Genomic DNA, 15,315 nt, shown 5'->3' with positions numbered 1-15,315 from the left:
CGGGTCTGGATGTCAGAACTGCGACAAGAGTTCCTGGTTGAGCGCGCTTGCATTTCCCAAGTAGACGAATCGAAAGTCGTGCATATAGGCGCGCGCGACACGCTGCACGTCCTCAGGCGTCACGCGCCGGAGGTCCGCGACGAACCGTTGCGCCATGCGATAGTCGCCTTGATAGATCTGGGCGCGCGCCAGGAATGTGGCTTGATCGCCATTGGTCTCGTTCTTCAGAAAATATTCTGTGATGAATTGCTGAACGAGGCGATCGAGCCCCTGCGGATCGATCAGTTCGGTTTTCAGCCGATTGATTTCCGCGCGCATCAACTGAAGCGTCGTGTCCGGGCTGACGGTCGTCACGTACACGCCACCCGCCGAGATGGCGCGCTCCAGAAACGGCGCGTCGACTTCGTATGAGAGGTTGCGCCGGGAGCGGATCTCAGTGAAGAAGCGACCGGACAGTACGGCGGTCGCGACGCGCAAGGCGGCGTAATCCGGGTCTCTTGCTGTGGGTCCAACGTAGAACCCCAGGAGATAGTTCGTGGGCAGTGGAGCGTTGCGCACCACGGCCGCCTTGCCCAAATGCGGTGGGAGGTGCGGCGGCGCCCACGTGTAGTTCCCGCGCGGCAGCTGGCCGAGGGTGCGTTGCACGAGCTGTTCGACGCGTGCACGCTCGACATTTCCGACGACGACTAGGAGCATGCGCGACGTCACCATTTGCGTCGCCTGATAGCCTCGAAGCTGCCCAAGCGTGATGGAATAGAGCGATGATTCCGTCCCATTCGGATCGAAGCCATACGGGTGTCCGACGAAGGTCAAACTGTCGGCCAGATGCTGCACGACGTCGTCGGGGTCGTTCGCTCCCAACCGCTCGGCGGTCGTCATGCGTGCGCGAACCAGCTCGACTTCCGATGAATCGAGCGTCGGCGCGGCGATACGATCGGCGAATACCGCGAACGTCGAATCAAAGGTCGAACGCACGGACCTCAATCCGAACAGCGTCCAGTCTTCCGAGCCGGAAATCGTGAAGTAGCTGCCGAGACGGGCGGGAATTTGCCGCGCGGCGGCGCCGGGGAAGCGCTTCGTTCCACGTTCGGATGCGTTGAGCAACAGCGTTTCGATACCCTGTGTCGCCGGCGTCAGCTGCTGCGTTCCGCCGAGCAAGTACATGTTGGCGACGACGACGTCGTTCGCGGTGTTGCGGCGAAGAATGACCTTGAGACCGTTGACGTCGAAGGTCACCGTCGCCGTGTCGGTGGCGAGCTGAGTTGGTTGCGCCTTTGCGGCGGCCGGCGTAAACGCGATGACAGCGACGAGCAGTGCACGAATCGTCATGGCCGCACTCCGAGATCGAGCAGCATGCGCGGTGTGAGATGCAGCGCGTTGCGCGCATCGGCCGACAGGAGCACGCCCGTCACGTGCGGCTTTCCGATGATGTACTTGGCGGCGTACGACTGCAGGTCGCCCGCGGTCTGCTTCGCCATCGTATCGACGTAGCCGTAGAAGTAGTCGAGGCCCGTCACCGCCCACCAGAAGCCGAGCTGCTGCGCGAAGCCGGAAGAGCGCTCCATGTTCAACTCCGTATCCACGATGCGTTTTTGCTTCGTCGCCTCGAGCTCGGCGGCCCCGTAGTACGCGGGGTCATTGAGCTTCCGCAACTCTTCGTACAGAGCGGCGAGGGCCTGCGTCAGCTTTTGCGGTGACGTCTCCCCTTCGATCGTGATCGGACCGACGTTGTTCAACGTGTAATAGTTCACGCCGATGGACTCGAACAATCCGCTGTCGACCAGTCGTTGTTGAAAGCGCGAGCCGGGTTGATTGAGCACGTCGGAGAACACATCGGCGGCATAGGTCGCCGCGGGATCCTTGTGCGCGCCCGGTCCCTGCCATTGAAGCATCACGATCACCGAGCCGATCGGTTGCTCGACGATGACGGCCGTGTCTTTCACGAGCGGCGGGATCGGCGGAATGGGTGCCGCGGTGAACGGATCGGGACCCCGCTGCCAATCACCGAAGAGCTGCCGCGCAAGTGCGAACGCCTTCTCGGTCGTCACATCCCCGGTGATGATCAGGGCGGTGTTGTTAGGGATGTAATACCGTTGTTGAATCACCCGCATCTTTTCCGGTGTCGTCGCCTGAATCACGGCGCGCTCGCCGAGCGGATTCTTGCGGCTCCAGGCGGTCGTCCATAGCGCCTTGTTCATCGCGGTCGTGAACGGAAACGTTGGGCTCGACTCGTTGCGGTCGTATTCGCCGATCACGACTTCGCGTTCGCGCGCCAGCTCGTCGGCGCGGAATAACGGATGAATGAGCGCGGCGGCCAGGAACCGCATGCCGCCGTCGATGCTGTCGGCGGGTACGGTCAGGTAATAATTGACGCGCTCCTCGCTCGTCGTTCCATTGAACACGGCTCCGAGCTCCGATGCCCGCGCGACGAATTCGTCCGGGTTTGGATAGAGCGTGTTCGCCTTGAAGAACATGTGCTCGTACAAATGCGACAGCCCCTCGTACTCGGGGCCCTGTGTGAACGAGCCGTTCTTTACGTCGGCTTCGATCGTGACGAGCGGGACCCCGTGATTCGGGACGACGATGACGTCGAGTCCGTTTGGCAGCGTCGTGCGCTGAATGTGTCGCTCGAGCTCGGCTCGTTGCGCGGCCAGCGGCGATGCCGCGACGCCGGCGAGCAGAGTCGCGGTCAGCGCGCTCGCTCGAAACGTGCGCAACGAGCGCCCGCGGCGCCGTAGCGTCGCCGAACTGTTCCTTGTTTCTTTCACGTTGATCATGTCCGGATCCAATTCCCAAGCAATCGAAAGAGTAGCGGCTGAGCTCGATGCGCGGCACACGCGACGCGCCGAGCCTCTGGCGCCCTACACGACGTTCAAGATCGGCGGACCTGCCGATCTCTTTTTTGAGGCGACGTCTGCCGATGCCCTAGCGAATGCCGTGCTCGCGGCTCGGCGCAACGAAGTACCCTACTTCGTTCTGGGACTGGGTGCCAATGTCCTCATGGGCGACCGCGGCTTTCGCGGACTCATCATCCGGAACACCGCGAAGGCACACGAGTTCCGGGAAGAGGGTGACGTCTGCCGGCTGTGGACCGAAAGCGGAGCGATCATCAAGGATCTGATTCAGGAATCAGTGAGCCGCGGTTGGTCGGGATTGGAGCATTACGTCGGAATTCCGAGCACGGTTGGCGGCGCGATCTGGCAGAACCTGCACTTTCTGTCGCCGGCGCCCGAGCGTGAGCGCACGATGTTCATCGCCGAAGCGTTCGAATCCTGCGAGATCCTTTCCGCGGAGAACGAGCGCAAGACGGTCGGCGCCGACTACGTGAAGTTCGGCTACGACGACACGGTATTTCACCATCGCCGCGACATCGTGCTGTCGGCGACGTTCAAGTTGGCGCGCGCGGATCAAGCGGTGCTTCATCGCATTCTGCAGGAGAACTTGAGCTGGCGCGGCGGCAAGCATCCGTGGCTCGAGTGGCATCCGAGCGCCGGATCGATCTTCAAGAAGATCGAAGGGGTAGGCGCCGGACGGCTGGTGGATCAGTGTGGGCTCAAAGGGTATCGCCACGGCGGCGCACAGATCTCGCACATTCACGCCAACATCATGGTGAATCTGGGCGGCGCCACGGCGAAGGACGTGCGCGAGCTGATCGATCTGGCGCAGAAGGCGGTCGAGAAGAACTGCAACGTTCATCTCGAGCCCGAGATCGGGTTCATTGGAGAATTCTAAAATCGCGCGAGACTAGAAGCTCGCGCCGAATCCCGCGACGAACCTCCACGGAGCCGGCCGATCGATCGCCCGCGCCACGCCCACGTGGAGCAAGTCCGAAAAGAACGTGAAGCCGCCTCCGGCGGTTGCCCGTGCGCCACCAGTCGCCGTCGAGATCGGCAGACCGTTCACGACGCCCAAGTCGCGGACGGCCAGCGCCGCGCCCGTCGACGAAATCTCGGTCCAACCACCCTGGACGCTCGCCGCGACACCGGGACTCAGACCCGGCAGATAGTAATTTCGAATGAAGCGTACGGGCTTTTGCCAGATTCCAAACCGATAGCTGGCGAACGATCGTAGGAGTGCGGCACGGTCGCCCGCGAACTGTTTGTACGAGTAGCCCGGAAGCAAGTCGGCGCCGCCGAGCTCGAACAGCTGCTGCGGCGGCGGATTGTCACCGAGCAGAAGGCCGCCGTCGGCGTGCGCGGCGAACGACACTGGCCCCCAATAGCGGCGAGCCGATAAGCGCAATTCGATCCGCTGCCAGCTCAAGCCACCGTTGGCAATTTCGTAGTGGGCGTGTGCGCCAACACCTGGCTGCACATAGTCGCCAGTGACATTGGGGTGAATCTCGAGATCCGCGGTGCCGATGACGTAGTCACCGCCGCGCGCTCCGCGATTCGGGCGAAACGATGTCGCCGAAAAGAGTCCATGCTCCAACCGCGCGCGCTCTGGCCGATCTCCGCCGACACCGATCTGCGTCGTCAGCAACCCGACGTCGACGGATCGAAATACTCGTGTCGCTGAAAGGCTAGCCATGCGCCGATCGACGTAGTCGTAGTCGTCGACGGATCCGATCAACGCACCGAAGCCCGGATCGTCGGTGAGCGGGATCGCGAAATCGTTCGTCGACGCCAGCTCACGCTCGGCGCGAATGCCCACTATCGACTGGCCACGATGATACGAGACGAAGCCGCCGCCGCGAGCAGTTTTTTCACTGAACGCCCAGCCACCGTAAATCCCAGCGGACACGCCCGGCATGAAAGATCTGAAGTCGACGGTCGGAGCGAGACCAACGAACGCGCCTTCGACACGATTGAACCGCAGGATTCGGCTGGTGTTATTCGGAAAGAGATTCAAACGCGGCGGACCGTCCGCCTTCCACTGGTCCGGGGCCATGTCCGCGAAGTCGTCGGAGTGGACCGATCCCGCCTGTTCTCCGATCGGCCGCTGCCAATCGTCGAATCGGCTGATGCTGTCGCCGCGCGCCCACGAAATGGTCACGCGTAGCGGGCCAACCGAATCCGTGGGCGCGCCGACCGTGTCGTTGACCGCGATGTCGTGGATGGTCGACACGAGCCTGAAGATCGGCCGCGTTTGCGTGAAGAGCGGAATGCTGGCCTGAAATTCGGTGCGCTGAAATGCGGGGAGCCAGTACTTGCCGGACACCTCGGCATTCACGAATTCTACGTACGCGACAGCGACCAGGCCGAACACGCGCGTCGCCAACTTCTCCCGAGCGCTCGGTGCTCCCCCCAGGACGACGAATTGGCCTCGCATGCGAACGATCTGATGTCTCACGGCGTCTACATCGATCTCGCCGTCGAACGCCCCGAGACGCGTCGCGCCGTGAAACTGCGGACGCACGCGCAATCGAACGAGCGGAATGTCGCGCGCACCGGCGTGCAGCACGGCGATGGTGTCTCCACCGCTGAATCGGTAGAACTTGTCGCGATCCGCGGCGAATGGGTGAACGGCGAGGAGTGTATCCGTGCGGCGATTCGATTCGGTGAAGTACGCGCCAAGCGAGAGGCGATTGCCGTACAGCGACGGCACGGTCCACGCGCGCACGATGCTCAACGTCGAATACGGAACGCCGACGCTTTCAGAGCGGTAGCCGACGACATGTAGATCGTAGTGGCCGGCGCGATTCCACTTCGCGGTGGTGGCGAGCTGCTCGACTTCGCCGGTGTGCTCGCGCCCGAGCGTGTCGCGCAGAATGAGCGCGGCTTCCGTTTCGATGCGGCTGTTGTACGAGCGCAGCTCGGGCGGCGGGACGCGATTCGCGGCCGCAGCAGCCGCTACGAAGTCACGGAGCGCGGGCGATGCGTACGTCGAATCGACGCTGGTCGTGGCGACGGCAATCTGCGCGGCGAAGAGAATGGGCAGCATGCGAGCGGCAGGAGTGCGTTCACCTACGCGTTGCCGGCGCCGAAAGTGTCGAGGGCGTCGCTGGCGCTACCCCAATCCTCGAGCGCGCGTTCCAATTCCTTCTTGCGCCGCTCGAGCTCGCCCCCAAGGTACCGCGCACGATCGACGCCGCTGGGTCGCGTGTAGAGCTCAGGATCCTCCAACTCCTTCGTGAGATCGCCAATGGTTGCTTCCAGCGTTAGGATCGCGGCTTCGAGATCGGCCACGCGTTTCTGTGCGGCGCGCAGTGCGTTTCGTGACTCGCGTTCACCGTCGGCGCGACGTGTCGTTTTTTTCTTTTCCTGAACGCGGCGGAGTGCCTCGTCCTCCGCGGCCTTCACCGACGCCGCATGCTGGCGTTCCAGGGACGCCGTTTCCCACTCGGCGAAATTCGCGTCGAAGTCGGTGATGTGTCGCTCGTGCAGCACCCAGACACGACTCGTCAACGTGCGCAACAACTCGCGGTCGTGACTCACGAGCAATACGGTGCCGTCGTATTGCTCGATCGCGTCCTCGAGCACCTCGATCGATTCCACGTCGAGGTGATTCGTCGGCTCGTCGAGAATGAGAAAGTTCGCACCGCTCAACATGAGCATCGCGAGCGCGACGCGCGCGCGCTCACCACCCGACAGCGTGTCGGCGCGTCGCTGCACCTCATCGCCCGAAAAACCGAACCGCCCCAGGTGCCCTTGAACCATGCGTCGATCCCACGTCGGTCGCAGATCGTTGATGACGTCGAACAACGTCTTGTCGAGCGGCACCTGTGCAAGATCCTGCCGATAGTACCCCGCCGTGACGCCACCGCCGAGGCGGAGCTCGCCGCCCGCAATCGGATGCTCGCCAAGCAGTGAGCGAATCAGCGTCGACTTGCCTGAGCCATTTGGACCGATGAGCCCCAGCGTATCACCGCGCATGAGCGTTCCGGTGAAATCGTTCACGAGCACGCGCTCACCAATCGCGATCGTCGCGTGTTCCGCGGACACGACGCGATCGCCGCCGCGTTCCGATACCTCGAAGCGAACAGCCATCACGCCGTCGTCGCCCACTGGCGCGCTGAGTCGTGGCATACGCGCGAGCCGCTTGCGGCGTCCTTTCGCCTGCTTGCTGTTCTGCCCCGCGAGGTTACGCGCGATGTAGTCTTGCTCGCTCGAGATTTTTCTCTGCTGCTGCTCGAACTGGCGCTGCTGCGTGAGTCGGCGAAGCGTCCGCTGTTCGACGAACGCTTCGTATCGCCCCGCGTACGCCGTCGCGCTGTCTCCCTCGAAGTGGAGTACGTGATCGACCACCGCGGAGAGAAACGCGCGGTCGTGGCTGATGAGCAACACAGTGGTGGCGACGCTGGCCAGATATTCCTCGAGCCATCGAGTCGTCTCGAGATCGAGATGATTTGTCGGCTCGTCGAGCAGGAGGACGTCCGCTGGACTCACAAGTTGTCGCGCGAGTCCCAAGCGCCCGCGCTCGCCGCCGCTCAAGTGCGCCACCAACTTCGTTCGCGCCTCGGCGGGATCGAATCCCAGCCCGTGCAACACCGCGTCGACGCGCGGCGCGATCGTATAGCCGCCTTCACGCTCGAAGCGCTCGAGATTTTTGCCGTAGTTTTCGAGCGCAGTGTTACTCGCGTCGTGCTGCAAGCGCTCCGCCTGTTCCACGAGCGACTTCTCGAGCGCAAGCAGCTCGGCGAACTGGCCGGCGGCCGCTTCCCACATCGTCGCGGCGTCCCCGAAGTCGCGATGCTGCTCCAGCAGCGACACGCGCAGGCCAGGTTGGCGCGAGATCTGGCCGCGGGTCGGCGGCATTTCGCCGGTGAGCAAGCGAAACAGCGTCGTCTTCCCCGTGCCGTTTCGTCCGACGATGCCCCATCGGTCGCCGGCGCCGACGGAGAACGTGATGTCCTTGAACAGCGTCATCGCGCCGAACTCCACGGCGACGCTGGATGCGGAGACCTGTGTCACTTCGTCGTCCAGCTCTTCCACTCTTGCTCGGCCAGGCCCACCGTCAGCGCATTGCCGTTCCGCACGAGCGGCATGCGAAGAAGCAGCGGCTCATCCATGAGCTTGTCCAGCCAGGTGTCGTCCGAGTACCGCGCGTGGCGAAGCCCAAGCTCCTCGTACCGTTTCGAGTCCTTGTCGATGAGCCGGTCGAGCCCGAACTTCTGCACGAAACGCCGCAGTTCGCCGAGCGAGGCAGCGCGTTCGTTCAAGTCGACGAAGTGCGTTTTGATTCGCCGCTCCGCGAAGAATCGCAGGGCCTTGCGGGTTTCCGAGCTTTTTTTCACGCCGAAGATTTGGACTTCTGTTATCATCGTTCCTCACTCCGGCGCTTCGCACCTGCGCTCGGAATTCCGCTCTTCAAGATCATCGTTCCTCACTCCGGCGCTTCGCACCTGCGCTCGGAATTCCGCTCTCAAAGATCATCGTTCCTCACTCCGGCGCTTCGCACCTGCGCTCGGAATTCCGCCTGGAACGCCCCTGTATGTTCTTCTCGTGTCAGTGAATCGAAAGAGCGAGTATATCTACCGACCCGCATGGTGGGTACGGGGCGGCCACGCGCAAACGCTCTGGGGAAAGTTTTTTCGCCAGCGCTCGGCGCCGCCGACGCGCGTCGAACGCTGGGACACGCCGGACGGCGACTTCATCGACGTGCATCGTCTCGCAGCCCCACCGGGTGCGCCGCGACTTCTCTTTCTGCACGGACTCGAAGGAACGATTCGCTCACATTATGTCGCCGGTTTCTTCGCCGAAGCCAAGCGCCGTGGTTGGGCCGCCGACCTTCTAATCTTTCGCGGCTGCGGCGACGAACCGAACCGAGCTCCTCGGTTCTATCATTCCGGAGAAACGGGCGACTTGGCCTTCGTCCTGGATCGAATCCGGGCCGAGAACCCGGATGCCTCAATCGTTCTTGCCGGAGTTTCTCTCGGGGGCAACGTCTTACTGAAGTTCCTCGGAGAATCGGGCTCATCGCTGCCGAGAAACGTCGTCGCAGCCGGAGCGATCTCGGTACCCTTCGATCTCGAGCGCAGTTGCCGCTTCATTTCGCGTGGCTTCTCGAAAGTGTACGACCGCCACTTCTTGCGAACCCTGCGCGCCAAGGCGCTCGCCAAGCTCGAGCGATATCCGGAGTTATTTGACCGATCCGAGCTCGAACGCGCGCAATCAATCTACGATTTCGACGACACGGTGACCGCACCTGTCCACGGTTTTGCCGATGCGCACGACTACTACTCACGCTCGAGCTCACTCGGTTTCCTTGGTCGCCTTCGCATTCCGACCCTGTTGTTGGCCGCGATCGACGACCCATTTCTGCCACCCGAAGTGTTGGACGAGGTTCGCGCCATCGCCTCGTCGAACGTATATCTGACACTCGATTTCCCGGCGCACGGCGGGCACGTCGGCTTTGTATCAGGCAAACTGCCGTGGCGACCGTTCTATTACGCCGAATGGCGAGTGTGTGAATTTCTTGCAGACGCGCTTCCAAACTAGACTTCGCCCTCGGTCGCCATGGCCGGGTTTTTTCTCGAATCAAGCGTTCAATGACTGTTGTTTACCTGGTTTGCTTCATCGCGGGACTGCTGCTCGGCGTCCGAATCATGATCGCGGGCGTCGAGCGACCCCGTGAAGACGATCCACGCGGCGAGCGCACGTTCAAGCTGTCGCCCGCGGTGATCGCGGCATTTGGGACCGTCTTTGGCCTCGTCGGCTACCTGATGACGCGGCGCCAACCCGGCAGCGTCGTGACAGGGATCATATGGGCCGCGGGGCTCGCCGTCATCGCCGCCGCCGTCACGGCGCATCTCGTGCGGAAGTGGTGGGCCGTCACACCAGAACACGAAGTGGATGACGAGCGGTACGTCCTCCAGGGACACTTGGCCCGGGTGACGAAATCCATAGGCGCGGGTGTTGACGGAGAGGTAGCATTCGAGGTCGGTGAGCAGCGGCGGGTCTTGCCGGCCCGCACCATCGATGACGCCATCCTCGACGCCGGCGCAGACGTCGTCATCGAACGCATCGAGAACGATGTCGCGTACGTCGAGTCGTGGGCGGAAGTCGAAAAGCGTCTGTAAGCCGGGGCGCGAAGGAGAAGGCGCGGTGTGGGACGTCGTCCTGTGGATTCTGATCATCGGCGGATTCTTCATCCTTCGCGCAGTTCTCGCGACGATCTTCTTCTTTTATCTGTTGCCCGAAGGCGTGCGTTGCCCGAACTGTGATGCAATCACGCTCCGCGTTCAGTCAAAGAAATTGAACTTCCTGATGCCGCGATTTCGCACGAGTTGGTGCTTCGAATGCGGGTGGCACGGCATGTTGCGCGAAGTTCCTCAGGACGCCGCGGCGAGCAGCTTGATCCAATCGGGCCAGTTGCCGGTCAGCTCGAAGAAGTCATCGAAATAGGCGAGGCCCAGCCCTTCGAGCTCAGTGATCAGCTCGCCTAGCGAGTCGCCGTCGCTGCCGTAAATGGGACCGATCGCCACGAGATCGCCCTCGACGCGAAATTCGTCCGGTGTCAGCCCAAGCCGTTCGTCCAATCCTGCTCTGGTGAGCCCACTCTTCTCATACGCCGCGCGCCGAATGAAGAGCGTCGGCGCACCGCCCGCTATGGAGAGAGCCACGAATCGCCCCGGTTCGTTGGTTGGGCGTGGAATATACCCTAGCTTTCCGCCATGACCGCGCGAGCCGCCGCATCAGATTTCGAAGCCGTCCTCGACGTGATCGTCGTCGGCGCGGGACACGCCGGAACGGAGGCTGCTGTCGCGGCCGCACGCTGCGGCGCCCGCGTCGCGATCGTGACCAGCGCACTCGAGACGATCGGCCAGATGTCGTGCAATCCCGCGATCGGCGGCGTCGCGAAGAGCACCGTCGTTCGAGAAGTCGATGCACTCGGCGGCATCATGGCGCGCGCGACGGATCTGGCGTCGCTGCAGTTCCGAATGCTGAACCGCAGCAAGGGGCCGGCGGTATGGGCGCCGCGCGCGCAATGCGATCGCGGGCTTTATCGGCGCGCCGTGCGCGGCTTGCTCGAGGCGCACGCCAGTCTCGAGACGGTGCAGGGCACGGTCGCGAGACTCATCATCGACGAGCCGTCGCAAATCGTGCTCGGCGTGGAGACGCTCGAGGGTCGTCGCTTCGGCGCGCGCGCCGTCGTGATCACGACGGGCACGTTTTTGCGCGGCCGCATTCACATCGGCACCGAGACGAAGATCGCGGGCGGCCGCGCGGGAGAATCGTCGGCGACGCATCTCGCCGATCAACTCGAGCGTATTGGGCTCGTCGTCGAGCGATTCAAGACGGGAACGCCGCCGCGCATCGACGGACGCACGGTTGATTTCGCGCGGCTCGAGCGGCAGGACAGCGAAATCGAGGCCTTCGATTATTCGTGGTCCCATTTCTGGGCGTCGCCGCGACGCCAAGGCTCGGCAACGCGTCATCCGGATCAGTTGCCGTGCTGGATCACGTTCCTCGGCGAGCCGGGCAAGCAAATCATTCAGGAAAACATCGCGCGTTCGGCGATGTACGGCGGCGCGATCGCGTCGCGCGGTCCGCGATACTGTCCGTCCGTCGAAGACAAGATCGTAAAGTTTCCGGGCGCCGAGCGGCATCAGCTCTTTCTGGAGCCGGAGGGGCACGATACGACGGAGCTGTATGTCAACGGATTGTCGACGTCGTTGCCCGCGCCGGTGCAGATGGAGATTCTCCACTCGGTGCCCGGCCTCGAGCACGTGCGCATGACGCGCGCGGGATACGCGATCGAGTACGACTATTATCCGCCGACGCAGCTCGACGCAACGCTGCAGGTGAAGGCACTCGGCGGATTGTTTTTCGCGGGGCAGATCAATGGAACGACCGGCTACGAAGAGGCCGCCGGCCAGGGCGTCATCGCGGGCCTCAATGCGGCGCGACACACCCAGGACAAGCCCGGCGTCGTGCTTGGCCGTGAGACATCGTACATCGGTGTATTGATCGACGACCTCGTGACACGCGGCGTCGATGAGCCGTATCGATTGTTTACCTCGCGCTCGGAGTTTCGGCTGACGGTGCGGCAGGACAATTCGCTGCGACGTCTCGCGCCGATCGGTCTCGAGATGAATTTGTACGATGACGCCGAGCATGCAATCATCGCGCGTCGATTCGCTGATGAGGATGCGGCCATTCATCTCGCCGTGTCGACGAGCATTTCGCCGGCGCAAGCGTCGCATGTGCTCGAGCGAGTGAACAGTGCGCCACTTGAGCATTCTGTAAAGATCGCGGACGTCGCCAAGCGACAGAGTATCGCCCTCGGCGACTTGTTCGCTGCGGTCGACGTCGGCGGCGACCTCGACGTGACTGCCGTGGTCACGGCGGAGTTGGAGTTGAAGTATGCGGGCTATTTCGCGCGCGAGCGCGACCAAGCCGCGAAGTTGCGACGCATGGGCCAGTTCGCGCTGGACACGGACACGCCGTACGCGGAAATGCCGTCGTTGTCATTCGAGTCGCGGCAGAAGTTGTCGGCGATTCGTCCGTCGACGCTGGCGCAGGCGGCGCGCATTCCGGGTGTGAGTCCGACGGACTTGCAGAATCTGGTGTTGGAGATAGAGAAGCGCCGGCGTCAGGGCGCGAATGCGTAGACTTATATAGTAGCGTATTGCTACTAATGCTAAGCACGGCGTTTGCGGCGTGTGTGGGGTAGAACTCCTCAACCCAACCCACGTCCTATGCACAAATCATTGTTTGTTTCGATCGCGGTCGTGCTGTTTGCTTCCGCGCCGGCGCGGTCGCAGGTCGCGACGACCGCCGCACCGCCAAACGTTTCGCAGATCATCACCACCGGGACCGGGGAAGCTCATGTTGTTCCGGACCGCGCGACGATCTATCTGGGCGTTCAGAGCCGCGCTGCGACCGCGGCGGCGGCCGGGGCTGACAATGCTCGCCGCCAGAAGGCCATTCTGGACACGCTGCGCACTCTCGGGCTTGGGAGCGACCAGCTTTCGACGATCAACTACAGTGTGTCGCCCGAAATGCAGTACAATCCGAACGGCGGATCACCGCGCGTCACGGGATACGTGGTGAACAACACCGTGCGAGCGCAATTGCGGCGGATTGACGATGTCGGCCGCGCCATCGACGCGGCGCTCGCGAAGGGCGCGAATGAGATTTCGAGCCTCGAGTTCACATCCTCGAAGGCAGATTCCGTTCGTCGCGCTGCACTCGCGGAAGCTGTCACCAATGCGCGGAGTGACGCAGAGGCGCTCGCGAGGGCTGCTGGAGGGTCTTTGGGATCGCTGATTGAGATCTCGACCGCAAATGCCTCCATTCGCCCGGTCATGCAGGTGTCAGCACCGATGATGGCCAAGGCTGCGTCTCCGACGCCTGTGGAGCCGGGGGAGCAGAGCGTGTCCGCGAGCGTGACCGCGCGCTGGTCGTTCATTCCGAGATAGTTCGCCGAGAGTTCGTCGATAGTTCGTCGATACTTCGCTGCGCGCCGAGCGTGTCGGGGGGTCAGTGAGTGAAGTTTGGGCGAGGTTCCACGTGGCACCTTGAGCGGAGAAGATCCCACGACGTGCCACGTGGCACAGTCGTTCGCCAATGCCACGAAGCGTTGTCTCGTAGAACCAGGCGGGGTAGATTGGCCGCCTCCAGTCCTAACTCGCCATTCCCCAGCGCTTCTGCCGTGGCCCGCGTAATCGCGATCGCGAATCAAAAGGGCGGTGTCGGCAAGACGACGACCGCAGTCAATCTCGCCTCGAGTCTCGCGGCTGCAGAGCAACGCACGCTCCTGATCGACGGCGATCCGCAAGGGAATGCGACGAGCGGCATCGGCGTCTCAAAAGACCAACTCAACGCCACGGTCTACGATGTCCTCATCGGCGGTCGTTCCGCGGCCGACGCAACCATTCACAGTGTCCAGTTCAAGCACCTGGACGTAATTCCCACGACGCCAGACCTCGCCGGAGCGGAAGTCGAACTCGTAGAGCGCCAAGATCGCGAACGACTGATGCGGAATGCCGTGGACGGCGTTCGAGACAGCTACGACTGGGTGTTGATCGACTGTCCGCCTTCGCTGGGCTTGATCACGCTCAACATGCTGGCCGCAGCCGACGCACTGTTGATCCCGCTTCAATGCGAGTACTACGCGCTCGAAGGACTCTCACAGCTGCTCAACACGGTACACCTGATCCAGCATAGCGTGAATCCGAGCCTCGCGATCGACGGGGTCCTTCTCACCATGTACGACGCTCGACTGAACCTATCCCGACAAGTCGCTGACGAGGCGCGCGAGTACTTCGGCAATCAGGTCTTCGAAACGGTCATTCCAAGAAACGTTCGTTTAGCCGAGGCGCCGAGTTTCGGGAAACCCATCATTTTGTACGACGTGGCGTCGGTGGGTGCGCAAGCGTATATGAATGTGGCCAAAGAACTTATGGCGAGGCGCAAATGAGTGCCGAGAAGCCGAGGCGGTTGGGGAGGGGGCTGGAGGCGCTGATTCCGGGGGCGGCGAGTCCAACCATTGCGCCCATCACAACCGCGCCGTCAAACGACATGCAGCGGGTGCCGCTGTCGCGGATTCGTCCGAACCCGTTTCAGCCACGCCGCGAGTTCGACCCCGTCGAGCTCGGTGAGCTGGAAGCGTCGCTGAAAGCGAGCGGCCTGTTGCAGCCGATCAGCGTGCGCCGCCGCGGCGACGCCTATGAGCTCATCGCCGGCGAGCGACGGGTCCGCGCCGCGACGAATCTGGGCTGGACTGAGATTTCCGCGATCGTGCGCGAATTCGACGATCAGACAATGCTCGTGCTCGCGCTCGTCGAAAATCTGCAGCGAGCGAACCTCAACGCGATCGATGAAGCGCGCGGATACAGGCGTCTCATCGATGAGTTCGGCCTGACGCAGCAGCAGGTGGCGGACGTCGTCGCGAAGGATCGAACGACGGTCACGAACCTGCTGCGCGTGCTGTCGCTTCCTGCGACGGTGCAGCGTATGGTCGAGACCGGGACGTTGTCAGCCGGGCACGCCAAGGCGCTTCTCGCGCTTGCGGCCGGTCGGTCAGCGGAGGAGCTCGCCAAAACCGCTGTTGAGCGCGGTATGAGCGTGCGCGAGCTCGAGCAGCTGGTTCGCGAAGTGAGCGTCACGCGTCAGAGCACAGCTGCCGACGCGACGAAGAGCTCGCCAGCGCTTGGCGGGCCCAGGCGTGTAGAGCCCAGCCGCGCGGCGGACCCTGCGGTTCGGCGTCTCGAAGATGATTTGCGGAAGTATCTTCAGACGGATGTTCGGATCCAGCTCAGCAGTGAAAGCAGAGGGAAGATCGAGGTCGCGTTCTATTCCGGCGATGACCTCGAGCGTGTTCTCGAACTCATCCTTCGCGAACGCAGGGCGGATTTCTAAGCCAGAATAACGACACCATAACGTTCTTTGACCCACCATTTACCAGGACGACAGCGACGGGAAGCAA

The 15,315-nt window shown here is 62.7% G+C and carries 13 protein-coding genes; 7 read left to right on the top strand and 6 right to left on the bottom strand.

Annotated features, from left to right (window positions below; genetic code table 11):
* Positions 1–12: 12 nt before the first annotated feature.
* Positions 13–1,329 carry a pitrilysin family protein gene (locus VN706_20970; protein ID HXT18115.1) on the bottom strand — a complete coding sequence of 439 codons (1,317 nt, stop codon included), beginning with the start codon at positions 1,327–1,329 and terminating at the stop codon, positions 13–15.
* Positions 1,326–2,777 (bottom strand): pitrilysin family protein, encoded by a 1,452-nt coding sequence (locus VN706_20965; GenBank protein HXT18114.1) that lies wholly within the window; start codon positions 2,775–2,777, stop codon positions 1,326–1,328. Before VN706_20965 ends, VN706_20970 begins: the two co-directional genes overlap by 4 nt.
* Here VN706_20965 and murB point away from each other — a divergent pair.
* Positions 2,776–3,732 (top strand): UDP-N-acetylmuramate dehydrogenase, encoded by a 957-nt coding sequence (gene murB / locus VN706_20960; protein HXT18113.1) that lies wholly within the window; start codon positions 2,776–2,778, stop codon positions 3,730–3,732. The genes VN706_20965 and murB overlap by 2 nt on opposite strands.
* A gap of 12 nt (positions 3,733–3,744) precedes the next feature.
* Here the strand turns inward: murB and VN706_20955 are convergent, their stop codons facing one another.
* The 3 genes from VN706_20955 to VN706_20945 are packed head-to-tail and all read right to left on the bottom strand — an operon-like array spanning position 3,745 to position 8,176.
* Positions 3,745–5,883 carry a hypothetical protein gene (locus VN706_20955; GenBank protein HXT18112.1) on the bottom strand — a complete coding sequence of 713 codons (2,139 nt, stop codon included), beginning with the start codon at positions 5,881–5,883 and terminating at the stop codon, positions 3,745–3,747.
* 23 nt (positions 5,884–5,906) lie between these two features.
* A complete protein-coding gene (locus VN706_20950; GenBank protein ID HXT18111.1) occupies positions 5,907–7,853 on the bottom strand; it encodes an ABC-F family ATP-binding cassette domain-containing protein in 1,947 nt (648 codons plus the stop codon).
* A complete protein-coding gene (locus tag VN706_20945) occupies positions 7,850–8,176 on the bottom strand; it encodes an ArsC/Spx/MgsR family protein (protein HXT18110.1) in 327 nt (108 codons plus the stop codon). The genes VN706_20950 and VN706_20945 overlap by 4 nt, the downstream gene beginning before the upstream one ends.
* Between VN706_20945 and VN706_20940 the strand changes: the two genes are divergently transcribed.
* Together VN706_20940 and VN706_20935 are read left to right on the top strand one after the other, a co-directional pair.
* Positions 8,151–9,380, top strand: a complete 1,230-nt coding sequence (locus VN706_20940; protein ID HXT18109.1) for an alpha/beta fold hydrolase — start codon at positions 8,151–8,153, stop codon at positions 9,378–9,380. The two genes, VN706_20945 and VN706_20940, sit on opposite strands and share 26 nt — an antisense overlap.
* Before the next feature lie 50 nt (positions 9,381–9,430).
* Positions 9,431–9,961 (top strand): hypothetical protein, encoded by a 531-nt coding sequence (locus tag VN706_20935; GenBank protein HXT18108.1) that lies wholly within the window; start codon positions 9,431–9,433, stop codon positions 9,959–9,961.
* A gap of 252 nt (positions 9,962–10,213) precedes the next feature.
* Here the strand turns inward: VN706_20935 and VN706_20930 are convergent, their stop codons facing one another.
* Complete coding sequence (locus tag VN706_20930; GenBank protein HXT18107.1) at positions 10,214–10,504, bottom strand: hypothetical protein; 291 nt, start codon at positions 10,502–10,504, stop codon at positions 10,214–10,216.
* A gap of 51 nt (positions 10,505–10,555) precedes the next feature.
* On the opposite strand from VN706_20930, the gene mnmG reads away from it, so the two are divergent.
* The 4 genes from mnmG (at position 10,556) to VN706_20910 (ending at position 15,248) form a co-directional block, all read left to right on the top strand.
* Complete coding sequence (gene mnmG / locus VN706_20925; protein HXT18106.1) at positions 10,556–12,496, top strand: tRNA uridine-5-carboxymethylaminomethyl(34) synthesis enzyme MnmG; 1,941 nt, start codon at positions 10,556–10,558, stop codon at positions 12,494–12,496.
* An 87-nt stretch (positions 12,497–12,583) separates the two neighbouring features.
* Entirely contained in the window at positions 12,584–13,306 is a 723-nt protein-coding gene (locus VN706_20920; GenBank protein HXT18105.1) for an SIMPL domain-containing protein, read from the top strand.
* Positions 13,307–13,494: 188 nt separating this feature from the next.
* On the top strand, positions 13,495–14,307 hold the full coding sequence (locus tag VN706_20915; GenBank protein HXT18104.1) for an AAA family ATPase: 813 nt from the start codon (positions 13,495–13,497) through the stop codon (positions 14,305–14,307).
* Positions 14,304–15,248 carry a ParB/RepB/Spo0J family partition protein gene (locus VN706_20910; protein ID HXT18103.1) on the top strand — a complete coding sequence of 315 codons (945 nt, stop codon included), beginning with the start codon at positions 14,304–14,306 and terminating at the stop codon, positions 15,246–15,248. Before VN706_20915 ends, VN706_20910 begins: the two co-directional genes overlap by 4 nt.
* Positions 15,249–15,315 lie beyond the last annotated feature (67 nt).

The sequence above is a fragment of the Gemmatimonadaceae bacterium genome, assembly GCA_035606695.1.
Taxonomy (GTDB): domain Bacteria; phylum Gemmatimonadota; class Gemmatimonadetes; order Gemmatimonadales; family Gemmatimonadaceae; genus JAQBQB01.
The sequence above is the reverse complement of the archived record's forward strand: the minus strand, read 5'-3'. Positions and strand labels throughout refer to the sequence as shown.